This is a genomic window from Actinopolymorpha singaporensis (assembly GCF_900104745.1).
Classification (GTDB): domain Bacteria; phylum Actinomycetota; class Actinomycetes; order Propionibacteriales; family Actinopolymorphaceae; genus Actinopolymorpha; species Actinopolymorpha singaporensis.
In genome coordinates this window covers 4209007-4233042 of record NZ_LT629732.1, presented here as the reverse complement: position 1 = coordinate 4233042, position 24036 = coordinate 4209007, and the positions used below count along the sequence as shown (strand labels likewise).

Here is a 24036-nt window from a genome sequence, read left to right as displayed (position 1 = left end):
ACGCGGCGTCCCGCACCTGTCCACGGATTTCATAGCGCTTTCCGGGGGAGAACGCAAATCGATTTGTCCTCTTGACAAGGAATTCGTCCCGGACGATGCTCTGCCGAAGCCAAACGATTTGCACCTGGCTTGCACTTCGCCACAACTGTTCATCGGACTCGAGCAGGGAGCCCTTGGATGGGCGTTCGCACGGTATCGAAGTTGCCCCGGATCATCGCCGCACTGGCCGTCACCGGCATCGCGCTGGCAAGTTGCTCCTCGCCCGATGACTCGTCGAAGACGGACGTCGGGGCCGGCAAGGGGCCGGTCAAGGACCCGACCTCCCCGGTGTCGGTCACCTTCTCGTCCTGGGTCGGTGGCGATCCGACGATGAAGAAGCTGGCCGCCGAATTCCACAAGTCGCACCCGAACATCACCATCCGCTTCCAGAACGTCTCGGCGGACAACGCGAGCCAGAAGCTCACCACCCAGATCGCCGGTGGCGACCCGCCGGACGTCGCCTACATCGACGCCAGCGCCACTTCCGACTTCGCCTCGCGCCAGTCGCTGGTCAACCTGGACAACTACATCCGCCGCAGCAAGGTGGTGAAGGCGGCGGACTACGTCCCGGCATTCAAGGACTTCGTGACGTACGACAAACACCTGTGGGGGCTGCCGATCGACGGCGAGTCGACCGGATTGTTCTACCGCACCGACCTGTTCGAGCAGGCAGGAATACCCGCCCCGCCGAAGACATGGGACGAGTTCCTGAGTGCCGCACAGAAGCTCACCGTCCCCGCCAGGAAGCAGTACGGCTACGAGGTGTTCGCCCCCGAGGCCGCCTACTACTGGTACCCCTGGCTCTACCAGGCGGGTGGTGACCTGCTGGGCAAGGGAAACAAGATCCTGTTCAACAGCCCGCAGGCCAAGAAGGCCGCGAACTTCTACGTCGGCCTGGCGAAGTACTCACCCCCGGACTACCTGAACTCCAACTCCTACGACGGCCGAGTGGCCTTCGCACAAGGGCAGGTCGGGATGTACATGGCCGGCTCGTGGTTCGCCGGCACCCTGAACTCGGAGTATCCGAAGATCGCCGGGAAGTGGGCGGCCGCTCCCCTGCCGAACGGCCCGGCCGGATGCAAGACGACCATCGCCGGGGACTCGCTGGTCATGCTGGCCGGCACCAAGCAGGCCGACGCCGCGTGGTTGTGGATGGAGTACCTCTCCACGCCGGACAACGTCGCGCTGTGGACCTACAAGTCGGCGAACGGCACCGAGCTTCCGCCGCTGACCCCACTGCTGGACTCCCCCGACCTGGTCAAGGAGAAGCCGATCCTGAAGGGGTTCGCGGAGCTGATGAAGTGCGGCGTCTCCAGCAATGTGCCGACCCCGAAGTTCCCGAGGGTCGAGCAGGAGCTCAACAAGGAGCTGGGCAAGGCGTTCTACGGCAACCAGACCGCCGAGCAGGCGCTGGACAACGCGGCGAAGGCCGCGGAGACGATTCTCGAGCAATGACCGCGACCGTCGCTCGCGAGACACCCCGGGCGAACGCCGGTGCGGTACGACGTACTCTCCTCCGCATGCGGCGGGAGTGGTCGGCGTACGTCTTCCTGCTGCCCGGCGGCATCGTCTTCTCCGTCTTCACGGTCGCGGCGCTCGTGTTCGCCCTCTATCTCACCTTCCACGAGTGGAACATCCTGCAGCCGGACAAGCCGTTCGTCGGCCTGGACAACTACCAGCGGATGATCGGTGACGCCGACTACCGGCGTTCGATCATCAACACGTTCTACTTCACCGGTGGTTCGGTGCCGCTGACGATGGTGATCGGCCTCGGGGTCGCGCTGCTGCTCAACCAGCCGATCAGGTTCAGAGGACTGTTCAGGACGCTGTACTACCTGCCCGTGGTGACCCCGCTCGTGGTGGTGGCGATCCTGTGGAAGTGGCTCTACAACGGCGACTTCGGGTTGTTCAACTACTACCTGGTGCGAGCACACCTCGTCGACAAGCCGCTGCTGTGGCTGTCGGACCAGAACCTCGCCATGCCGGCGGTCATCCTGATGGCGGTCTGGGGCGGGGTGGGCTTCTCCATGGTCGTCTACCTCGCGGGCCTGCAGTCCATACCGGACGAGCTGTACGAGGCGGCCAGGATCGACGGCGCCGGCGCGCTGGCCCGGCTGCGTCACATCACCATCCCCATGCTGCGGCCGACGACGCTCTTCCTGCTGGTGATGGGAATCATCGGCTCGTTCCAGATCTTCACCCAGATCTTCATCATGACCAGCGGAGGGCCGGTCGAGCGCACCACCACGATGGTCTACTTCATCTACCGCGCGGCGTTCGAGTTCTACGACATGGGGTACGCGAGCACTCTCGCGTTCGGGCTGTTCGCGCTGTTGTTCGTCGTCACGCTCGTCCAGCTTCGGCTCTACCGGAAGGCGGACGCATGACCGCGCTCGACCAGGTGACCGAACGCGCCACCGACCGCGGCGCGGGCGGCGACGGCGCCCGGTCGGTCCCGGGCCGTGCACGCCCCGGGAGGTGGAGCGTCGGTCACTGGCTGGTCTACGTCGTCGTGGTGGCCGGCGCCATCGTCTTCGTGGCGCCGTTCGCCTGGATGGTGAGCGCGTCCTTCCAGACCATGGGGCAGATCTTCTCCACCCCGCCGCAGTGGATCCCCGACGATCCCACGATCGCGGGCTACCAGCAGTTCCTGAACCTCGGCCACCTCAGCGCGGCCCAGCACGGACAGGGCACCGGCGACTGGAAGTGGTTCGCCAACAGCGTCTTCGTCGCCACGTCCGTCACCGTGCTGCAGACGTTCTTCAACGCGCTCGCCGCCTACGTCTTCGCCAAGCGGAGGTTTCCCGGCCGCAACGGCATCTTCATGGTCTTCCTGGCCACCATGATGGTCCCGGGGCAGGTCACCCTCATCCCCAACTACATCATCGTCAAGCACATCCCGCTGTTCGGCGGCAACGACATCCTCGGCAACGGCGGTCACGGATGGCTCGACTCCTACTGGGGGCTGATCGTCCCGGGAACGGTCAGCGCGTTCGGCATCTTCCTGCTCCGGCAGTACATGCTGTCGATTCCGGACGAGCTCCTGGACGCGGCGAGGATCGACGGTGCCAATGAGTTCAAGGTGTTCTGGTCGGTGGTGCTTCCGCTGTGCATGCCGGCGCTGGCCGCCACCGCGATCTTCACCTTCCAGGCGTCCTGGGAGGACTTCCTGTGGCCGCTGATCATCATCTCCAGCCCGGACCACTACACGGCTCCGCTTGGCCTGGCGTTGTTCGTGGTGAAGAACAAGACCTCCTGGAACCTCCTGTTCGCCGGGTCGGTGATCGCCACGCTGCCGATGATCGCGATCTTCGTGGTCTTCCAGCGGAAGTTCATCAAGGGCATCACCCTCAGCGGCCTCAAGGGATGAGGCATGCAGGGATGAAGGGCGTGAAGAGATGAGGAGACGTCCATGACCACCGCGTTGCGGGTCGGCATCGTCGGAGCGGGTCTGATCGCGGGTGTGCACGCCCGGGCGTACGCGACGGTGCCTGGGGTCTCCATCGTCGGTGTGGCGGATCCGCGGGAGACGAAGGCACAGGCTCTCGCCTCGACCGTGGGTGCGCGCGCGTTCGACGGCCTGGAGGCCGTGCTCGACGCCGGCGTGGACGTGATCAGTGTCTGCACTCCCCCGGACACCCACGCCGAGCTCGCGGTGGCGGCGATCAAGTCCGGCGCCCACGTGCTGTGCGAGAAGCCCCTGGCGGGCACGCTCGAGGACGCCCGCCGCATCGTCGCGGCCGCGCACACGACGCAAGCCGTCGTCTGCGTGGGGCACGTGAGCCGGTTCGAGCCGGATCACCAGCGTGCCAAGGAACTCGTCGACGAGGGCCGGCTCGGCCGGCTGGCGATGTTGTGCCACTCGATGACGACCTCGCTGCCGGGTTGGAGCGAGGGTGGCTGGCTCACCGACCCGCGACGCTCCGGCGGCCCGCTGCTCGACCTGGCCGTGCACAGCTTCGACTACCTGTCCTGGGTGAACGGCAGCGCGCCGACCAGGGTGTACGCGATCGGCGCCGACAGTCCCGCCGGTCCGGCGACGTACGCACTGGCCACCCTGGCCTACGCGAACGGCGCGATGGGCCAGATCGAGGTCAGCTGGGCGCACCCGGCCGAGCGCGGCTTCAAGGTCGCGGTCGAGCTCGCCGGAACGCTCGGCCGACTCGCCTGGGACTACGACTCGATCAACGGCGGCGCGATGTATTCCAGGCAGACCGGCCGGACCCTGCTCGATCCACTCGGCGAGCGCGGGTTCGCCCGCGAGGTGACCGCGTTCGTGCACGCCGTCCGCGCCGGCGGCCCCTCGCCGGTGCCCGTCGAGGCGGCTTTCCAGTCCACGCGGACGGCACTGGCCGCGCAACACTCGCTTGACACCGGAGAACCCGTCGACCTGACGACGTGGGAGGTCGCATGAACGACAGGCTGGGCATCGCCCTCGTCGGGTGCGCCCATCGGCAGCACGCGTGGTCCTACGCCCGCGCCGTCACCTCCTCGCCGAACGCCCGGCTGGTCGGCGTGTACGACTCCGACCCGGCGCTCGGGCACTCGGTCGCGGACGACTTCGGCGTGCCGTACACCGACGACCTGGCGGGCCTGGTCGGGTCGGACGACGTGCGGGCGGTGATCATCTGCGGGATGACGAGCGAGCACCGCCGCCATGTGGAGCTCGCCGCCGACGCCGGCACACATGTGCTGTGCGAGAAGCCGGTCGCGACCACGGTCGAGGACGCCCGGGCGATGGTGACCGCGACCGAGAATGCCGGGATCCAGTTCCACGTCGCGTTCGTGTGCCGGTTCCTCCCGCAGGTACGGACGCTGCGGGCAGCGCTGGCGCAGGGCGCATTCGGTCAGGTGATCGGCGCACGGGCAGGCAACCGTGGAGTGCCACCGCTGCCGCCGCGTTACCCGCCGTGGATCACCACTCCGGAGCTGTCCGGTGGCGGCGCCCTGATCGACCACTCGGTGCACCTCACCGACGTGCTGCGCCACCTCACCGGGCAGGAGGTCCGGCGGGTGAACGCCGTGACGGGGCGGCTGCTGCACGACCTGGCCGTGGAGGACTGCGCGCTGGTGTCCCTGGAGTTCCACGGCGGCGCGGTGGCGAACATCGACCCGAGCTGGTCCGTGCCGGCGAACAACCCGTGGGACTACGACTTCTTCCTCCACCTGGTCGGGACCGACGGCGGCGCCGACCTCGACGACATCTCCGAGTCGCTCCAACTGGTCAGCGCCACGGCCGGAGACGGGCTTCGCCTCGTCGGTTTCGGCGAGGACCCGGACGCGGCGATGGTCGAGGCGTTCGTCTCCTCGGTGGTCGCCGGGCGTCATCTGGACCCGTGTGCCACCGGGACCGACGGGCTGCGCGCTCTGGAGGTGGCACTCGCCGCGTACGACTCGGCCGCGAACGGTTCCCGCTCCGTACCGCTGGGGGCCTAGCGGGGTAGGTCGGCGTGGGACGGCACCTGGTTGCCGGCGATGGAAGCCCGCTCGGCGTCCGTCAGCCCCGCAGCCGCGAGGATCTTCTGCACCATGCCGGTCTTCAGCCGGCCGTACTCGTCGATGTCGGCGGCACGTGCGCCGGCCTGCCGCTTGACCGCGGAGTACTCCTCCCGCAACGCCGCATCCGACCGGAGCAACTCGCGCAGGGCCAGGTGGTTGCGCAGTGACAGGCAGCCGTCCACGATCACGTACGTGTTGGTGCCGGACAGCCTCGTGGGCTCCCTGAACGCCCATCGCTGCGGGATCCCCAGCTCCCCCAGCGGCACGAACCCCAGCGACACCAGGACTTCGCTCGCCGCCGCGACGTGAGCCTCGCGGACGATGATGTCGCAGTCGATGACCGGTTTGGCCGCGAGTCCCGGCACAGACGTGCTGCCGACGTGCTCGATGGCGACGACCGGAACGCCGGCCGCCGCCATCGCCGCTTCGTACTCGTCTCGCAGCGCCTGGAAGCGCTCGGGCCAGGCGGGGTCGTACTCCTCGACGATGATCACCGCCCCACTGTAGGAGTCAAGCCACCACGACAACCTTGCCCGCCGCCTCCGGAGCGTCCGGCCAGGTGTGGGGATCCCTGCCGTGGAAGCGGACCGCGTCGCCGACGCCGGTACGCCGGACCAGCAGGGTTCCGTCGCGGACCCCGGCGAGTTCGCAGGTGGACCAGGCCAGGACGCCGTCGCCGGTGCGTACGTTCAACGGGAGCATCCGCCCGGCACGAGCCGGAAGGTGAACCCGCGCACCGTCGAACAGCGGACCCGCTCCGTCATGTACGACGATCGCCTGGTCCACCGGTCCGACGTTGATCAGGTGGAGCAGCCGCTGGCCCCGGTCGTCCGCGGTGGACGTCACCACGATGCCCGGACTCGTGGAGTCGTGGGTGTGGCGCGGCCGGACTCCGAGGCGTGCCAGAAGCGCGGTCCAGAAGCCCAGGTCGCAGATGTAGTCGCAGGCCAGCACCAACGCGTGCCCACGACCCGGGCGCACCTCCACCGCGACCGGGTTGCCGCTCGCGACGTCCCGAGCGAACACCTCGGCATCTCCCCGTGGCGCCAGGTGCTGCATGACGCCGACCCGGACCTCCGCCTGTGCCGTGGTCCAGCCCACGGCCCGGACGGAGGGAAACACGCGTTCGTTCCCGATGACGATCTCGCCCCCGGACACCTCGAGCGCGTCCGCCAGGATCGTGCAGGCGGAGCCGTCGGTGTCGCGGGTCGGCAGCACTCCGGCCATCAGCAGGCGCCCGCCGGAGTGCACGAGGTCCGCGAGGCGTTGCTGGACGGAGGCGGCCAGGGTCGACGCACTCGCCAGCACGATCGCGCGGCCCGTGGCGGGATTGGTGTCAAGGTCGGCTTGCACGTCGACCGCAGGGAAGGAGAATCCCCCCAGCAGCATCGCCCTGGCGACGACGTCCCGCGAGCCCATCCCGCGGAACTGCTCCAGCTCGGCGACCACCTCCCGGCGGGCGTCGTCGCCGGGGTGGCAGTACTCGGTGAGGTAGTGATCGGGTACGAACGCCAGTGCCAGGTCGTCGTACTCCTCGTCCATGTCGGCGAGCAGGTGAGCGGCTCCGCGCGCCGCGGTCACTGTGTCACGCAGCACGGGGTACGACGCGTTGGGCACGCCCTCCGGCCCGATCGGCGCCGTGAACCCGTGCCGCTCGCCGGTGAAGGCGATCCGGTCGTTGCCGTCGGCCACGGCCTCCTCCAGTGGTGGGTTGTGGCCACCGGCGAAGAGGTAGTAGTTGACCAGTCGGTTGGCCTGGGCGACGCACAGCCGGGTCTTCAGGGCGAGCGCCTCCGGCGGAACGAACCGGCTGAGGTCCTCCCCGTAGTCGCCGAGCCCGGCCTCGAACTCCAGTGAGGTCAGCGGCTGGTCCACGTCGTGCACCGCCGACATGAAGGCGTTCATGACGTAGAGGTCGGCGACGTTCTCCACGGTCAGGTCGCCGAGGTAGTGGTCCGATCCGGACGTCAACCGCGGCTTGCCACGGTAGGAGGGGTAGAGCTGGCTGATCCCGATCGGGTACGTGCGGCCACGCCCGCCGCCGGTGCCGTGGATGTTGATCAGGAACGGAACGGCGGTGACGCCGTGCGACTCCGCACCGTCCCGCAGGTGGGTGACGTAGCGGTCGTAACGGTCGCGGTGATACTCCGACAGGTCGTGGTGCAACGCGAGTGAACCGGGCGCCGGCGAGCGCACACCGTCCCGCCAGGCCGGTACGTCGTCCGGGTCGAACCCGTAGCGCGTACGGACCCCATCGCTGCCCCAGCGCTTCGTCGACCAGCCGGCGAAGTCCGTCAACGTCTGGTCGGTGAGCTCCGGGGTGTTGCTCACCCAGGACAGCATCCCGATCTCGTTGTCCAGCTGGACCGCTGCGACCGGGCCGCCACGACCGACCTGGCGCTCGGCGAGCACCGGCATGATCTCGGCGTACCATCGGTCGACCTCGGTGAGGAAGCCCGGCGCGAGGTAGTCGACCGTCCTGGTGGTGCCGGGCCTGCCGTCCCAGCCGACCGGGAGGATCTCCGGGTGCTCTCGGTAGACGCGGTACGGAATGCCCTCGTTCTTCAGCTCGGCCATCACGAACGGGCCGGGACGGGCGATCACGAGCAGACCGCGCTCGGCCGCGAGGTCCAGGAAGCCAACCAGGTCACGGTATCCGCTGGTGTCCCCACGCAGGTCGATCGCACCGTCCGGGCGTTCGTGCACCAGCCATGGCATGTAGCTCGCCACCGCCGTGCAGCCTGCCTCCGTCAGGCGGTCCAGGCGGTCGGCCCAGTCACGACGGTGCAGCCGGAAGTAGTGCACCTCACCGGCGAACACCAGCTCGGGTTTGCCGTTCAGCAGCAACCTGCGGCGGCTGAGCCGGACGCTCTCCACTGCCGTCATGTCACACCTCGACCAGGGCCTCGCCCGGCTGCGGCAGGTCGAACTCGAGCACGAGTACGCCGTCCTCGACGTGTCCGGCCACCTTGTCCGGCGTCAGGGCGTCGATCGCGGCGAGCTGCTCCCACTGGGTGTCCGTGGGCCAGTCCTGCACGCCGAGGTGTTCGGCCAGCTCCGAGATGTCGCCGTGTTCGCGGTCCAGCCGGGTCAGGGTGGCCGGACGTACGCCGTCGACAGCACCGCTGTCGAGACCCGCGACCTTCAGCCGGATCCGCCGGTCGAGCCCCGCGCCGCCGTGGGCCTTGGACTGGTCCAGGGTGTGGTTCCACACCAGGACGACCAGCGAGCCGTCGGCCCGCCGGCTGACCCAGCCCTGCACCAGGCCACCGGCACCGTCACCGTCAACCGTGGCAGGAAGCTCGGTGTCGCCGAGCAGCGACAACAGCCACAGCGCGTGGTAGCGCGCCTTCGCGAGGCCGCCGACCGTGAGCAGGCCGAAACCACCGTGCAGCAACCTGGGCGGCCTGCCCAGCTCCTCGAAGTGGTCCGAGGCGACCCAGTACGACAGCGCGTCCAGCCGTCCGGCCGACGAGCGCATTCCCTGCAGCAGGAACATCGCCGACGACGCCGAGTCGTTCACCGGGTTGAAGTGGGTCGGGGTGACGCCCCACTCCGTCCAGAGAATCTTCGCGTCCGACCGGCCGAACCGCGCCAGCGTGGGGCGCAGGTCCAGCGGCGGGCTGCCGTAGGTGTGGGTCGAGACGAAGTCCAACGGTGCGCCGGACTCGGCGACGTGTGCCAGGAGTTCGTCCACCCAGCCCGCGGCCGCCGAGGACGGGCCGCCCACCACCAGCTGGGAGTCGACGTCCTTCACGGCGAACGCCGTCACGTCGTACAGGTGCATCCACTCCTGCCGGGTTCCGGACCAGAACACCTCGAGGTTCGCTTCGTTCCAGACCTCGAACTCCCACCGGCGAACCTCGTCGATGCCGTACCGGTCGACCAGGTGCCTCACGAGCGCGTGCACCAGGTCGCCCCAGCGCTGCCAGTCCTTCGGTGGGGAGATGATGGCGCCGTACTCGAACACGGTCCGGTCCGGATCGCTCGCCAGGTCGCGGGGCATGAAGCCGATCTCCACCACCGGGCGCAGGCCGATCCCGAGGATCGCGTCGTACACCTCGTCGACCTCGGAGAAGTCGTACACCGGTTCGCCGTCGACCTCCCGGTAGACGCCCAGGTCGTCGTGCAGGATGGCGTGCGCGCGTACCGACGTCACCCCGATCTCCTCGGCCACCCGGCGCAGGGCGGCGAACAGCTCGGTGCCGATCTCGCGGCCACCGGAGGTGTCGGTGCACAGCAACTGGCTGAGTCGCTCGCTGCCGATCATCGGCTGCCACGGCTTGTGCAGCGGGGATCCGGCGGCGCCGGCGTCCGTGGTCAGTGTGACCGTGGGCACCGCGCCGCCCGGCACCTGCGAGGACGCAGCGATGCCGCCACCGAGCTCACCGCACGTGGTGACCTCCGGAACCGACGCGACCGCGTAGTGGTAGGTCCGGCCGGGTTCACCGGTGGTGTCGACGTACCACGTGTCGGGCACCGACAGCACGTCACCACCCAGGTGGTCGACGGGGGCGAACGGGCCTTCCCGCGCGTCGGCGCGGTGTACGAGGTAGCCGACCGCTCCCTCGACGGGCTGCCAGCGCAGGGTCACCTGGCCGACCCCCGGCTCGGCCATCAGCCCGCCGGGCGCAGGCAGCTGGGGAGGCTCGGTCGCACGACTGCTGTCCGAACGGGTGGCGATCCGCGCCTCCCAGTCGGCACGGGCGTCGGCCATGGGCTTGCTCACGTCAGTTGCTCCTTGCTGCCACGCGCTGCCACGCTTGGATGAATTGCACGCATGAACGGGCTACTTCGTGGGGGCGGACCGAGTGTCCGGCGACGGGATCGCCTCCAGCAGCCGCCTCGTGTAGGCGTCCTTGGGGTTACGGATGACCTCCAGCGACGGCCCGGACTCCACCACGTGGCCCTGGTTGAGGACGATGACCTCATCGGAGAGCATCCGGGCGCTCAACAGGTCGTGGGTGATGTAGAGGATGCCGACGTTGCTGTCCTGGACGAGCTTGTTCAACAGCTCGAGAATCTCCGCGCGGATGGAGACGTCCAGGCTGGAGATCGGCTCGTCGGCCACGATGAGCTCGGGCTCCACCGCGAGCGCCCGGGCGATGACCACCCGCTGACGCTGTCCTCCGGACAGTTCGTACGCGAAGCGGTTGACGTAGCGCTCGGGGGGATTGAGCGCCACGGTCTCGAGCAGCTCGAAGACCCGCTCGCGGGCGGCCTTGCCCTTGATTCCCTTGTAGTTCGCCAGCGGCCTGCTGAGGATGTAGCCGAGCGTCTTGGCCGGGTTGAGCGAGGAGTACGGGTCCTGGAAGACCATCTGCACGTGGCTTCGGTAGTCACGCAGGTGCCGTCCCCGGAACTTCGCGACCTCCTGGGCTCCCCCGTCGCCGTGGAAGACGATCCGGCCCGCCGTGGGGGTGTCGACGCCGGTGATCATCGAGGCGAGGGTGGACTTGCCGCTTCCGCTCTGGCCGACCAGTGCGGCCACCTCGCCGCGGCGCAGTTCGAACGACACGTCCTGGACGGCCTGCACCCGATGAACCTTCAGGCCGCGACGCCGCTCGAACACCTTCGAGACGTTCTCGACCGACAGCAGCACCTCCCCGCGCAGGGCAGCCTTCGACTCCTCGGAGGTCTTGACGAACCGCGGACCGGCGAAGGTGCGTGTCGGTGGGCCGACCTCCTCCGCCCCGTCCCCGCCGAGTCGTTGCAGCGCGGCGACGTGGCAGGCGGCCCGCGCCGAACCGATCCGGAACAGCGGCGGGTCGTCGGTCAGGCAGCGTTCGATCCGCTCGGGACACCGCGGGGCGAAGTTGCATCCGACCGGACGCTGGGTGAGGTCCGGCGGGCGTCCCGGGACGTAGGTGATCTGCACCGTCTCGGCGCGCGGGTCACCGTAGGAGCCCAGCAGGCCTTTGGAATAGGGGTGCAGCGGATCGCGCAGGATCGAGTCTGCTCCCTGCTCCTCGACGATCCGGCCGGCGTACATGACGAGAAGCCGGTCCGACAGGTTGAGCACGGTGCCGATGTCGTGGCTGATGAACAGCACCGCGAACCCCTGCTCACGTTGGAGCCGCCGGATGTTCTGCAGGATCTCGTGCTGGACCACGACGTCCAGGCCGGTGGTCGGCTCGTCCAGCAGGACGAACCTCGGTTCGATCGCGAGTGCCATCGCGAGGTTGACCCGTTGCTTCATCCCGCCGGAGAGCTCGTGCGGGTAGGCGGTGACGAACTTCGGGTCGATGATGACCATCTCGAAGAGTTCGCGAACGCGCCTGGTGACGGCTTCGCCCCGAAGCTTCGTGTGGTACTCGATGACGTCGCGGAACTGCGCCTCGATCCGGGTGACCGGATTGAGGGAGTTCATCGACGACTGGAAGACCGTGGAGACGTCCCGCCACCGTGTCGGCCGGAGTTCGTCCTGCGTCAGGTGGGTGATGTCGGCGCCGTTGAAGAGAATCTTCCCGTCGGAGATCCGCCCCGGCCGCTCCAGCAAGCGCAGGAGCGCCATGCCGAGGGTCGTCTTGCCACTCCCCGACTCACCGATCAGGCCGACGAACTCACCGTCACCGATCGAGAACGACACGTCCTGAACCGCCGTCAGGGGCTGGTTGCGTTTCGGCTCGTAGCGGACCGACAGGTGCTGCATGTCGAGCAGGGGCATGTCAGTCCTCCCTCAGGTGGGGGTTGCTGAGCAGGTCGACGCCGAAGTTGACGAAACACATGGCGGTGATGAGGATCGCCAGCAGCAGGCCGGGCGCGAAGACCCAGATGAACAAGCCCTGCGCGATCGCGCCCTGGGCGTTGCTCTGGTAGAGCATCGTCCCCCACGACACCTGGTTGTTGTCTCCGAGGCCGAGAACCGCCAGTCCCGCTTCGGCTCCGATGGCGCCGGTCGCCGCGCCGACGAAGCTCGCCGCGACGAGCGACGTCATGTTCGGCATGATCTCGCGGAAGACGATCCGCAAGGTCCCCTCACCGGAGAACTTCGCGGCAGTGACGAAGTCCCGGTTTCGCAGGGTGATGATCTGCGCCCGTTTGGCCCGGGCCGCGCCGGCCCACGACGTGATCGCGATGACGAAGATGATCAGGGTCACCCCGCGCGTCGACGAGTACGCGACGAGGGTGATGATCAGCGGCAGCACCGGGATGACGAGAGCGACGTTGGTGACGAAGGTCAGCACGTCGTCGAGCCACGTTCCCTCGGCGTACCCCGAGATCATGCCGACGACCAGGGCGATCACCGTGGCCAGCAGGCCTCCGAAGAGTCCTACGATCAGCGAGACCCGGGTGCCGTACACGAGCTGCGAGGCGACGTCCTGGCCGTTGGTGGTGGTGCCGAGCCAGTTCGACCCGCTCGGGCCGGCCAGCGGTACGAACGAGGAGTCGGTCGGGTCGTGCGGTGCGATCCACGGGGCGAAGACCGCGATCAGGATGAAGATCCCGACCGTGATGACACCGACGCGGGCCTTCTTGCTGCTCCAGATGACCGAGTACCACGCCTCGGGTCGTTCGGCGGAGGCGTCCTTGGCCGTCTCCTCGGGATCGACCTCGACGTTCTTCGCCTGGTCCGGAGCGCCGGCGGGAGTGAAACCCGATGTCGTCATCGTTCGGCCCTCCTGGCCCGCGGATCGAGAACTCCGTAGAGCAGGTCTGCGATGAGGTTGGCGACGAGGACGCCGGTCGTCGTGAGGAGCATCAGGGTCTGCAGGAGCGGATAGTCCTTGTTCGCCACCGCTTCACCCATCAGCCGGCCCAGACCGGGGTAGTCGAACGCCGTCTCCACCAGGATCGCCCCACCGAGCAGGCCGCCGAGGGCGAGGGCGAACCCGGTGACACTCGGCAGCAACGCGTTGCGCGCGGCGTACCGCAGGGCGACCGTGCGGTCCGGCAGCCCCTTCGCCTTGGCGAGCCGGATGTAGTCCTCGCCGAGGTTCATGATCATCGTGTTGCGCATCCCGAGGATCCACCCGATCGGGGTGACGATCATCAACGCCACCGCCGGGAGGAACGCGTGCGACACCGCGTCGTACACGAAACCGAGGTTCCACCCCGGGGTGGACGACGAGTACCCACCCGAGGTGGGGAACCAGCCCAGCGAGTACGCGAACACGTACAACAGCAGCAGGGCGATCCAGAACGGCTGGAGCGTCCCGACGAATGTCGAGCCCAGAGTGACCACCGAGTCGAACCTCGAGTTGCGCCGCCATGCCGCGTAGGCGCCCAGCATCACACCGATGACGAACGACAGGATCTGGGTGCACGCCACGAGGACGAGCGTCCACCACAGTCCCTGTCCGATGACGTCGGTGACCTTGTATGGGAAGTACGTGTAGGACAGGCCGAAATCCCCGTGGGCCAGGTGGTTCATGTACTCCCAGTACTGGCTCCACAGCGAACCAGTCGGTGTCCCGAGCATCGCCCGCATCGCCCGGACCTGGGCCAGGTTGAGCTGTGCGTCCTTGCCCGCCAGCTTCTGGACCATGAGCTCCGCCGGATCCCCCGGCTGAAGCCGGGGGATCAGGAAGTTGAGCGTCACGACGGCCCAGAGTGTGAGCAGGAAGAAGCCGATCTTCCGAAGGAAGTACTTCATCCGCGCCTCACCTCCGCATCACCAGCTCGTGTGTAGGGGCACTACTTGGCCGGCTCGAGGTGGGTCATGATGAGCAGGATCGCGTCCTGCGGGTTGGCGTACGGGTCCTTCTCCGTCGGCCATCCGACCGCCTTGTCGGTCCGGTAGATGCCCCGGGCCGGTGCGTACAGGATCGGCATGACGGGGTACTGCGTCATCATCGCCTTGGCCAGTACGCCGACCTGCTGCTTGACGGCGGCGGGGCTGGTCGTGGCCTGCAGGGCCTTCACGGCCTCGTCGACGGCCGGATCGGAGAACCGCTCGACGTTGCCCCTGACCTCGGTCTTGGTCGGGATCTGCGCGGTCTGGAGAGTCGCGCCGAGACCGTTGGCATAGTCACAGCCGGATCCGACGAAGTTGATCATCATGTCGAACTGCCCGGTCTTCTTGGCGAGGTCCACCGAGTCGGGCGGCGACTTGACCTCCTTGATGTTCAGGCCGAGCTTCCGTAACGACGCGGTGATCGAGTCGGCCATCGCCTCGTAGTCGATCCAGCCCGCCTGCACGGCGAACTTGATGGTCAGCGGGGAGCCGTCCTTGTTGGTGCGGAAACCGTCCGCGCCCTTCTTGTAGCCGGCCGCGTCGAGGAGCTTTCCGGCCTTCGTCAGATCGAACGGCAGCACGGTGTTCTCCGCCGTGTAGGGCTCGGGCAGCATCGACTCCCGCAGCGGCATGACGAGCCCGGACTGGCTGGCCACGTGCATCATGTTGTAGGTCGCCTTGAGCGTGGCGTCCTGCTTGTTGATCCCGTACGCCAGCGCCTCGCGGAACTTCACGTCGTCGAAGGGGGCCTTCTTGAGGTTGGGCGCCAGCGCGGTGATGCCGTTGGGTGCGTACCAGACGTGGTTCAGCTTCGGGTTGGAGGAGACGAACGCCTTGCGCGGGTTGGGAATCTCGCCGCTGTAGAAGTCCAGCTTCCCGGACCGCAGCTGCAGCAGCGCCTGGGTGGCGTCGGGCTGTCCCTCGAGGACGAGCTTGGAGACCTTCACCTTGCTCGCCTGCCAGTAGTCGGCTCGGCGTACGAGCTCGAGCCGGCGACCGTTGAAGCTGCCGACCTTGAACGGGCCGGTTCCGTTCGGGTTCTTGTCGATGTACTTCGTGGGGTCACCCACCGAGGCGTACTTCTTCTCGGGGAGGATCTTCTGGCTGATGATCCCCTGGAACTTCGGAACGGCGGCACCGCTGAACTGGAAGGTGACCTTGTCGCCCTGGGCGGTCACCGAGGTCGCGTGCGCCCCGAAGGTGTCGTTCCACACGGCCGCGGTGTCCATCGCGGGGTACTTCTTGGTGAGGTTGAAGGTGAACGCCACGTCCTTGGCGGTGAGCTCGGAACCATCGGCGAACTTCACGCCCTTGCGGATGGTGAAGACGAGCTTGTCGGAGCCGTCCCACTCGTAGGCGCTCGCCAGCCACGGAGTGACCTTGCAGTCGAGCGAGTTCTGCATCATGAGCGGCTCGTACAGCCAGGTCTGCGTCGCCGGCTTGGCAGAGTAGGGGTTGTAGTTGACGAGGCTCCCGACCGAGGCGTCGACCTCAGCCGGCAGGTTGAGCTGCGGGACCATCCCGCCCCCGCCGCCGCCACCGGAGGAGGTGTCCTTCGCGCTTCCCGCACAGCTCGGCAGGAGCAACAGCGAGGCGGCCGCTCCGGTGACCAGTATCTTCCGCAACAACATGTACACCGCTCCTCATGATTGCCGTCGAACCATCTGGTCCGGGCAGTGTCCGGTCTTGCCGATCACCCATTTCCGTCAAACTGCGCCCCGCGGCAGCCGACTCGACCCGGCCGGCCGGCAACTGGCCGCCGGTGTTACATCCGGTAGTACGGAAAAGCTTCGAGAATCTCTTACTTCGCTGACGGATCGTCCACGCCACAGCCGCAGCTGCCGCGTACGACGACCTGCGTTTCGAGGACACGATCCAGCGAGACGTCGAGATCCCCCTCGACGTGCCGCAACAGCTGACGCGCGGTTTCCGCGCCGAGTTCACGCATGGGTTGATGAACTGTGGTGAGGCCCGACGCGGCGAGCCCCGCCATGGAGATGTCGTCGAATCCTGTGACCGCGACGTCCTCCGGCACCCGCACCCCGCGGTCCATGAGCGCGACCACGGCGCCGAGCGCGATCTCGTCGTTGGCGCAGACGACCGCGTCCGGGAGTTCCTTCTCGTCGAGCAGCCGGCTCACGGCGATGAAACCGTGCGACTGCGCGAGTCCGACGCGGATCGGTTCGTCCGGTGGTTCGACACCGAGTCGCCGATGTGCCTGCAGGAAGCCCTGCCAACGGTAGGTTGCGTCGGGTGAGCCGTCGGGATTGCCGACGAAGACCAGCCGGCCGTAGCCGTGATCGGACAGCAGGTGCGTGGTGAGCCGCGCCATCGCCGCCAGATTTTCCGTACGAACCGTCGGAACGCCCACCAGCGGACCGCCGGCGAGCAGCACCACCCGCTCACCCCGGTCGGTGAGCCGGCGAACCGCATCCTCGGGAATGACGTCGCCCATCACCGCTATGCCGTCGACCCGATCCGCCATGTCCAGAACCATGTCGACCGACTGGCGCAGGAAGTGCGTGCCCATGATGTGCACACTCACCTGTGCGTTGACGGCCTCTTCCTCGAAACCGTTGATGACGTCGGAGTAGTACGGCCCGGACAACCCCGGAAAGACGATTCCGAGGGCGCCGTGCCGCCGGTTGACGAGAGCACGACCGAAGTGACTCGGACGGAAGTTGTGCCTGTCAATGGCTTCTTGCACCTTCTGCCGAGTCGCGGGTGAGACCTGGCCAACCCCCCGTGCCACACGGGACACGGTCGCGATGGAGACGCCCGCGTCTCGTGCGATCTCGTGCAGGGTCGAGCCTTTGCCCATTGCGGTCCCGTCATCGAGCTGCCGTTGCGGTAAACGTTTGCAGCAACGTGTCGAGAAGATTAACGACATAGTGCGGGCTTGCAACCCGAGCGTCCGGGACCGGACATGGCGTTTGATCGCGGCGTCACCTGAGGGTGGTGACCGATCCAGGAAAGCAGACGTCTGTGAAGTGACGACTACTGGTACGACTGAACGATGACCTTGACGAGGCGCGTACGGCGGTGTGCCTGGCTGGCGTTCCTGCTCGCTGTGGTGTTGGCGGTCGCCGCACCTGTCGCGAACGCGTCGACCACGGCGACCACGACGGACACCCAACGCCCCCCGTCGTACGAGCTGCTGCAGATGAATCTCTGCCTGTCCGGGATCGCCGGTTGCTACGCGGGGACGCATTACCCCGCCGTGGTCGACGAGGCTGTCGACAAGATCCGCACGAACGCCCCGGACGTCGCCACCCTGGTCGAGACGTGCAGCGGCGACGCGCAGCGCATCGCGGACGAGACCGGCTACCACCTGGCGTTCGGTGCCGTGATCTACAAGGGCGCACAGCTGCCGTGTGTGAAGCCGACGGGCCGCGGCGTCTACGGCATCACCGTCCTCACCCGCCGGCCGATCGCCGCGGTGGACGACGCGCCGTACCAGGCGCAGAACGGCAACGAGCAGCGCCGCCGCGTCTGCGCCACCACGGTCGACGGGCAGACCGCCTGCGTCACCCACCTCGCCGTACGTGACGCCGATCCCGCAGGTCCGAACTCGGCTGCGAACGACGGCCAGTGCGCGGAGTTCGGCGAGCTGCTTGCCGGGTTCGCGTCCACCGGCAGGCCGGTGATCGCCGCCGGCGACATGAACCGGCAGACCACGTGCGTGCCGGTCGGTTTCTGGACCCGCCAGGACAGTGCGGCTTCGCAGAGCCCCGGAATCCAGCATGCGTACGGCACCTACCGCTGGTTCCATCACCCGGTCGCCACCACGCCGCCGATGACCTACTCCGACCACGACGCCCTGCTGGTCACCTCGCTGTTCAGCTGAACCATCGCCGCTTCCGAACACCAGGACGGCAAGCTCCGGCGAAGACCCTCACCAATCCCGTGCCGGGTACCGCCAGCACGCGGACTGACGACGCCCACCGCCGCCGTTCCGAGAATGTTTCAAACAAGGAAACGGTCCCCGCGACGCTCTCACCCACCGACGCCCGCACGACCCCGTACGGCTTCCTGGCGCCTGGGGAGCGACCCCGCCCCCTCCCCCGCTCGTCACGGCCTGCGAACCGTCCGCCCGCCTGCTTGGGACACCACAGGGTGCGGGCATAGGCTGGCGTTCCTGCTTCGTACGGCGAACGCCTGCCGCGGCAGCGTCGCCGATGCGAAACGTCGCGTTGACGGAGGTGGCTTTGATGGATGCCAGCGAGCGGTTCACCGAACTCGGCCAGCAGCTACGAGTCGACTCGGTACGCGCCGCGGCGGCGGCCGGGTCAGGACACCCGACCTCGTCGATGTCGGCGGCCGACCTGATGGCGGTGCTGATGGACGGCGGCTACCTCGCCTGGAACGTCGACGACCTGAAGGACCCGGCGAACGATCACCTCATCTTCTCCAAGGGCCACGCGTCGCCGCTCTACTACTCGATGTTGAAGGCCGCCGGCATCATCGACGATGCCGAACTCCTGACGTTCCGGAAATTCGGGAGCCGGCTCGAGGGGCACCCGACACCGAAGATCCCTCCGACGGACGTCGCCACCGGTTCGCTCGGGCAGGGCCTTCCGATCGCCGTGGGCGTCGCGCTGGCCGGCCGCAGGCTCGACCGCCTGCCGTACCGCGTATGGTGTCTGTGCGGCGACTCGGAGATGGCCGAGGGCTCCATCTGGGAGGCGTTCGAGCACGCCGCCTTCAACGGGCTGGACAACCTGACCGCGATCATCGACGTCAACCGGCTCGGCCAGACCCGCGAGACGATGGTCGGCTGGGACCTCGACCGCTACAAGGCGCGCGCCGAGGCGTTCGGTTGGCACGCGATCACCGTCGACGGCCATGACGTGAACGCCGTCAAGGCTGCCTACGACGAGGCACTCGCCACCTCCGGGCGCCCGACCGTGATCATCGCCCGGACGAAGAAGGGCAAGGGCGTCAAAGCCGTCGAGGACCAGCCCGGCAAGCACGGCAAGCCGCTCGACGACCCGGAGGCCGCCATCGCAGAGCTCGGCGGCGAACGCGACATCTCGGTGCGACTGCGGCGGCCCGACGACGCGAAGCCCCACGTCTTCGACACTTCCGGCGGGAAGCTGCCGTCGTGGGACGTGGGCGAGAAGGTGGCGACCCGCCAGGCGTACGGCGAGGCGCTTGCCGCGCTCGGGTCCATGCGAGGCGACGTCGTCGCGCTCGACGGTGAGGTCTCCAACTCCACGCACTCGGAGCTGTTCCGCGAGGCACACGAGGACCGCTACTTCGAGATGTTCATCGCCGAGCAGCAGATGATCGCAGCGGCGGTCGGCATGCAGGTGCGGGGCTGGGTGCCGTTCGCCTCGACGTTCGCGGCCTTCTTCGCCAGGGCGTACGACTTCGTGCGGATGGCCGCGATCTCGCGTGCCGACCTGCGGCTCTCCGGCTCCCACGCCGGCGTCTCGATCGGTGAGGACGGCCCCTCGCAGATGGCGCTGGAGGACCTCGCGTCGTTCCGCGCCATCCACGGCTCGACCGTGCTGGCGCCCTCCGACGCCAACCAGACCGCTCAGCTCGTCGCCGCGATGGCCGACCGGGAGGGAATCTCCTTCCTCCGTACGCTGCGAGGCAAGACGACGGTCCGCACGCCGGCCGACGAGCAGGTCAGGATCGGCGGCTCCCGTGTCGTCCGGGAAGGAAGCGCGGTCGCGATCATCGCGTGCGGAGTCACGGTCGACGAAGCCGTCGAGGCCGCCGAGACTCTCGCGGGCGAGGGGATCGAGGCGCGGGTCGTCGACGCGTACTCCATCAAGCCGATCGACGTCGAGACGATCCGGGCCGCGGCGCGTGAGTGTGGCCGGATCCTCACCGTGGAGGACCACTGGGCCGAGGGCGGCCTCGGTGATGCCGTACTCGAGGCGCTGGCGGAGACCGAACAGAGCACGCCGGTGCACAAGCTCGCGGTCCGCAGGATGCCTGGTTCGGGTTCGCCGGCCGAGCTGTTGCACGAAGCGGGGATCGACGCGGACTCCATCGCCGCGGCGGTACGCCGATGACCGTGCGGGAACTGACCGTCAAGGAGGTCGACTGGGCCGTCAGCACGCTCGCCCGGCGGCAGGAGCCGTTGGTCGACAAGGCCCCGATCTTCAGCGGCCCGCGGCTAGGCTGGCCGGCGACGGACCGTCCGAGCTTGTTCTCCGGAGGAACGCATGAGCCCCTACCGCGTCGCGCAGGTCACCGAGCCGGGTGGAACGTTCGAGCTGGTTGAGCGGGAGGTGCCGAGCCCGGGGCCCGGTCACGTGCGGATCGCCGTGGAGGCGTGCGGTGTATGCCACAGCGACGCGCTGTTCGTGAACGCCGGCGTGCCCGGGGTGTCCTTCCCGGTGGTCCCGGGGCACGAGATCGCCGGGCGGATCGAGGACCTCGGCGACGGAGTGGCAGACCGCGGCTGGCAGGTCGGTGACCGGGTGGCGGTCGGCTGGTTCGGCGGCAGCTGCGGCCACTGCAGGTCCTGCCGGCGGGGCGACTTCATCGTCTGCGAGACCCTGAAGGTCCCAGGCTGGGCGTACGACGGAGGGTTCGCCGAGAAGGTGATCGCGCCCGCCGACGCTCTGGCCCGGATCCCGGAAGGACTGGACGCGAGCGACGCGGGCCCCATGGCCTGTGCGGGTGTGACGACGTACAACGGACTGCGGCGCAGCTCCGCCCGCCCCGGTGATCTGGTCGCCGTGCTCGGGCTCGGCGGCCTCGGACACCTCGGAGTGCAGTACGCCGTGGCGATGGGCTTCGAGACGGTCGGCATCGCCCGCGGCCCGGAGAAGGCCGAGTTCGCCAAGCAGCTCGGCGCCCACCACTACGTCGACAGCACCTCCGGCACCCCGGTCGCCGAAGCGCTGCAGGCGCTCGGCGGCGCCAAGGTGGTCCTGGCCACCGCCGGCAACTCCGCCGCCATCACCGCGACGGTGGACGGTCTGGCCCCTCGCGGGGAACTGGTGGCCATCGGAGCGGACCCTGAACCGCTGGGCATCAGCACTGTGCAGTTACTGATGAGCGCCCGCGTCGTCCGGGGACACCCCTCGGGCACATCGCAGGACGTCGAGGACACGATGGCGTTCAGCGTCCTGCACGGCATCCGCCCGATGACGGAGAAGGTTCCGCTGGACCGCGCCGGCGAGGCGTACCAGAAGATGCTCGCCGGCAAGGCCCGCTTCCGGATGGTGCTCACGACATCATGACCAGCAGCGCGGTGCCGGGCCGCCCCGAGCCTGAGCTTGCCGGGCAGAACGTCGTCCTCATCGGCGGCAGCGCCGGCATCGGGCTGGAGACAGCTCGACGTGCCCGGGCTCAGGGTGCCGAGGTGATTCTCACCGGCCGTCGGGCCGATCGGCTCGAACAGGCGGCGCTCGACGTCGGTGCGCGACGTACGGCGGCCTTCGACGTCAATGAGGAGGGCGCCGTCGAGAGGTTCTTCCAGGACCTGCCCGGTCCGATCGACCACGTGATGATCACGGCCGGGGGTCCGCGGTACGGGCCGATGCTCGAACTGGACCCTGCGCAGGTCCGCGACGCGATCGCCGACCATGCGGTGCTGGCTCTGCTGGTGGCACGCAACGCGGTGGGCAAGATGCGGCCCGGGGGCTCCCTGGTGCTCATGGGCGGCACCGGGGCACGACGGGTCGCCCCCGGCCTCGGCCTCGCCTCCGCCGCCACGGCCGCGCTGCCTCCTTTCACCGCGGCGCTCGCCCTCGAACTCGCTCCGGTGCGGGTCAACCTCATCGCCGCGGGCTTCGTGGACACGCCGCTGTCGGCGGCGCTGCTCGGAGATCGGCTGGAGGAGCGCCGGAACGAACTCCGGGCGAAGCTCCCCATCGGCCGCGTCGTGGGCCCCGCCGACGTGGCCGCCCTGGCGGTCCACCTGATGGCGAACACCGCGCTCACCGGCGCCACGTACGACATCGACGGAGGGCAGCAGTTCGTCTAGTGTGCTCCGGATCAACCCCTCCGTACCAGCACGGTCGTCAGGACGGACGCGGGGCTCGCCGGCTCTCGCGCTGGGCGAGCTCCTCTTCGCTCACCAGTGTCAACATCGGCTTGCCCGGCTCGCACAGCATCGTGACGGTGAACCGGACGGGGATGTCCTCACGGTTGTTGCCGTCCTGGTAGTGGATGACGTCGCCACCCGCCTCCCAGAAGACCTCGCCGGCGCGTACGACCCGCTCTGGCTCACCCTCGAGCTCGAACACCATCTCGCCTTCGAGTACGTATCCGAACGCCGGTCCGCTGTGGCGGTGTGGCGGCGCGCCGGGGTCGCCGGGCGGGTACTCGACGACCACTGTCATCGCGTGGGCGCCGGTGGGAACGTACGGCGGCTCCACCTCCTGCAGCACGGTGAGCGCCGTCTGCCACGCATCGGACCTCGGCCTGGCATGGACGTTGGACATGGGAACCGCCTCTCGCGGTGGGTCTACTTCGCGGGCGTGTTCTTGGCGAGCCAGTCCCGGTAGTGGATCGTTCCGAGGGTCGCGCCGTCCCCCGGCACCAGCGTCCGCTCACCCGGCACGCTTCCGAAGTACGTCGCCTGCGGGTCGGTGACCACCTGCCGCGAGTCGCCCCAGGCTGCCAGGGCGTCGCGGAAGAACTCGTCCATCCGGAACTGCTCGGGCCCGCCGGTCTCGACCCGGCCGTTCAACGGCGCGCCGGCCGCGACCCGGCCGACCGCCTGCGCGACGTCGTCGCCTGCCATCGGCTGGAAGCGCACCGGCGCGATCCGCACCGTGCCGCCGTCCGTGGCCTCGTCGGCGATTCCCCGGACGAACTCGAAGAACTGGGTCGCGTGCACGATGGAGAACGGAATGCCCGACTTCTCGATCAACTGCTCCTGGGCGATCTTCGCCGCGAAGTAGCCGTTCTCCGGCATCCGCTCCGTTCCCACCACCGACAGCACCACATGGTGCTCCACACCCACGGTGGCCTCGGCCGCGAGCAGGTTGCGAGTGGAGGTCTCGAAGAACTCCATGACCGCGCTGCGCTCGAACGACGGAGAGTTGGTGACGTCAATCACCACTTGCGCACCGGTCAGCACCTCTGCCAGGCCCTCGCCGGTGAGGGTGTTCACGCCGGTGCTCGGCGAAGCGGGCACCGCTTCGTGTCCGAGCCTGCCGAGTTTCGCAACGAGCTTCGACCCGATCAGGCCGGTTCCTCCGATGACGACGATCTTCATGCCAAACCTTCCTCGATGTCCCGAGGGCACCCGTTGCCCGCCGGTCACCAGCTAGGACAGGGCAGCGGGCGGTGGACGTGACGGCCGGCGGGAGAATGAACCCATCGAGTCAGCCAACGCCTGTGCACGGCGCGACGTCAAGGTACGTCAGGGCACGTCAGTGCGCGTCTCGGTACGTCGAGGCAGGCGGGTCCCCCAAAAGCCAAGGGGGCCGCTCCATCAGGAGCAGCCCCCCAGCGGGGTGGTGTTTCGGGCGGAGCTCAGCCGGTGCGCTCTCCGGCGGGCGTGTGTGCGCCGGCGGTGTCAGCATCCTCCGCAGGACTTTCGGGGGACGCGACGACCACGGGCCGCAGGCGTGCCCAGATCACGAACGCCGCGGCGAAGACCACCATCCCGATGCCGGCCCACAGGTTGGCGTTCACGTCGCCGGTCTTGGCCCGCGCCACGGCATCGTCCGCGACCAACCCCATGACGACGAGTACGACGCCGTAGAACCCGATCAGGCCCGCGATGACGACGCGGACGTCGAAGGCGCCGGCCTTCTTCTTGTTGTCTCCTTGCGCGCTGCCGCTCCGGCTCGCGCTGCGCTGGCGGTCGTTCATGTCCCGATTCCCTTCCACTGAAGACC

Annotated in this window: 20 protein-coding genes; 9 read left to right on the top strand and 11 right to left on the bottom strand. The window is 68.4% G+C overall.

Going from position 1 to position 24036, the window contains the following annotated elements:
• The first annotated feature begins 177 nt into the window (after positions 1–177).
• From BLU27_RS18985 to BLU27_RS18965, 5 genes are read left to right on the top strand one after another with little or no spacing between them, the layout of a single operon-like run.
• Positions 178–1494 (top strand): ABC transporter substrate-binding protein, encoded by a 1317-nt coding sequence (locus BLU27_RS18985; RefSeq protein WP_092655014.1) that lies wholly within the window; start codon positions 178–180, stop codon positions 1492–1494.
• Positions 1491–2426 (top strand): carbohydrate ABC transporter permease, encoded by a 936-nt coding sequence (locus BLU27_RS18980; RefSeq protein ID WP_092655013.1) that lies wholly within the window; start codon positions 1491–1493, stop codon positions 2424–2426. Before BLU27_RS18985 ends, BLU27_RS18980 begins: the two co-directional genes overlap by 4 nt.
• Positions 2423–3409 (top strand): carbohydrate ABC transporter permease, encoded by a 987-nt coding sequence (locus BLU27_RS18975; RefSeq protein WP_092655012.1) that lies wholly within the window; start codon positions 2423–2425, stop codon positions 3407–3409. The genes BLU27_RS18980 and BLU27_RS18975 overlap by 4 nt, the downstream gene beginning before the upstream one ends.
• Before the next feature lie 42 nt (positions 3410–3451).
• Entirely contained in the window at positions 3452–4453 is a 1002-nt protein-coding gene (locus BLU27_RS18970) for a Gfo/Idh/MocA family protein (RefSeq protein ID WP_092655011.1), read from the top strand.
• Positions 4450–5475: a Gfo/Idh/MocA family protein gene (locus tag BLU27_RS18965; RefSeq protein ID WP_092655010.1), complete on the top strand. Its 1026-nt coding sequence runs from the start codon at positions 4450–4452 to the stop codon at positions 5473–5475. Before BLU27_RS18970 ends, BLU27_RS18965 begins: the two co-directional genes overlap by 4 nt.
• Here the strand turns inward: BLU27_RS18965 and BLU27_RS18960 are convergent.
• From BLU27_RS18960 to BLU27_RS18925, 8 genes are all read right to left on the bottom strand, one after another.
• Entirely contained in the window at positions 5472–6032 is a 561-nt protein-coding gene (locus BLU27_RS18960) for a GrpB family protein (RefSeq protein ID WP_092655009.1), read from the bottom strand. The genes BLU27_RS18965 and BLU27_RS18960 overlap by 4 nt on opposite strands.
• A 16-nt stretch (positions 6033–6048) precedes the next feature.
• Positions 6049–8424 carry a beta-galactosidase gene (locus tag BLU27_RS18955; protein WP_092655008.1) on the bottom strand — a complete coding sequence of 792 codons (2376 nt, stop codon included), beginning with the start codon at positions 8422–8424 and terminating at the stop codon, positions 6049–6051.
• A gap of 1 nt (position 8425) precedes the next feature.
• Positions 8426–10267, bottom strand: coding sequence for a GH39 family glycosyl hydrolase (locus BLU27_RS18950; protein ID WP_241827514.1), 1842 nt, complete (start codon positions 10265–10267; stop codon positions 8426–8428).
• Positions 10268–10327: 60 nt separating this feature from the next.
• Positions 10328–12205 carry an ABC transporter ATP-binding protein gene (locus BLU27_RS18945; protein WP_092655006.1) on the bottom strand — a complete coding sequence of 626 codons (1878 nt, stop codon included), beginning with the start codon at positions 12203–12205 and terminating at the stop codon, positions 10328–10330.
• Position 12206: 1 nt separating this feature from the next.
• A complete protein-coding gene (locus tag BLU27_RS18940; protein ID WP_092655005.1) occupies positions 12207–13148 on the bottom strand; it encodes an ABC transporter permease in 942 nt (313 codons plus the stop codon).
• Positions 13145–14134 (bottom strand): ABC transporter permease, encoded by a 990-nt coding sequence (locus tag BLU27_RS18935; protein ID WP_092655004.1) that lies wholly within the window; start codon positions 14132–14134, stop codon positions 13145–13147. Before BLU27_RS18935 ends, BLU27_RS18940 begins: the two co-directional genes overlap by 4 nt.
• A 41-nt stretch (positions 14135–14175) precedes the next feature.
• On the bottom strand, positions 14176–15846 hold the full coding sequence (locus tag BLU27_RS18930) for an ABC transporter substrate-binding protein (protein WP_157728676.1): 1671 nt from the start codon (positions 15844–15846) through the stop codon (positions 14176–14178).
• A 170-nt stretch (positions 15847–16016) separates the two neighbouring features.
• Complete coding sequence (locus BLU27_RS18925; RefSeq protein ID WP_241827513.1) at positions 16017–17105, bottom strand: LacI family DNA-binding transcriptional regulator; 1089 nt, start codon at positions 17103–17105, stop codon at positions 16017–16019.
• 126 nt (positions 17106–17231) lie between these two features.
• Between BLU27_RS18925 and BLU27_RS18920 the strand changes: the two genes are divergently transcribed.
• The 4 genes from BLU27_RS18920 to BLU27_RS18905 all read left to right on the top strand — a co-directional run bounded on the left by BLU27_RS18920 (position 17232) and on the right by BLU27_RS18905 (position 22169).
• Positions 17232–18062 (top strand): endonuclease/exonuclease/phosphatase family protein, encoded by an 831-nt coding sequence (locus tag BLU27_RS18920; RefSeq protein WP_092655001.1) that lies wholly within the window; start codon positions 17232–17234, stop codon positions 18060–18062.
• A 364-nt stretch (positions 18063–18426) separates the two neighbouring features.
• A complete protein-coding gene (locus tag BLU27_RS18915) occupies positions 18427–20244 on the top strand; it encodes a transketolase (RefSeq protein WP_092655000.1) in 1818 nt (605 codons plus the stop codon).
• Between the two features lie 153 nt (positions 20245–20397).
• Positions 20398–21423: an alcohol dehydrogenase gene (locus BLU27_RS18910; RefSeq protein ID WP_092654999.1), complete on the top strand. Its 1026-nt coding sequence runs from the start codon at positions 20398–20400 to the stop codon at positions 21421–21423.
• Positions 21420–22169, top strand: a complete 750-nt coding sequence (locus BLU27_RS18905) for an SDR family oxidoreductase (RefSeq protein WP_092654998.1) — start codon at positions 21420–21422, stop codon at positions 22167–22169. Before BLU27_RS18910 ends, BLU27_RS18905 begins: the two co-directional genes overlap by 4 nt.
• 37 nt (positions 22170–22206) lie before the next feature.
• Here the strand turns inward: BLU27_RS18905 and BLU27_RS18900 are convergent, their stop codons facing one another.
• From BLU27_RS18900 to BLU27_RS18890, 3 genes are all read right to left on the bottom strand, one after another.
• The gene (locus BLU27_RS18900) at positions 22207–22629 is read right to left on the bottom strand and encodes a cupin domain-containing protein (protein WP_092654997.1); all 423 of its coding nucleotides are present in this window, start codon (positions 22627–22629) and stop codon (positions 22207–22209) included.
• Positions 22630–22652: 23 nt separating this feature from the next.
• Positions 22653–23408, bottom strand: a complete 756-nt coding sequence (locus tag BLU27_RS18895) for an SDR family oxidoreductase (RefSeq protein ID WP_092654996.1) — start codon at positions 23406–23408, stop codon at positions 22653–22655.
• Positions 23409–23668: 260 nt separating this feature from the next.
• Positions 23669–24010 (bottom strand): hypothetical protein, encoded by a 342-nt coding sequence (locus BLU27_RS18890; protein ID WP_092654995.1) that lies wholly within the window; start codon positions 24008–24010, stop codon positions 23669–23671.
• Positions 24011–24036 lie beyond the last annotated feature (26 nt).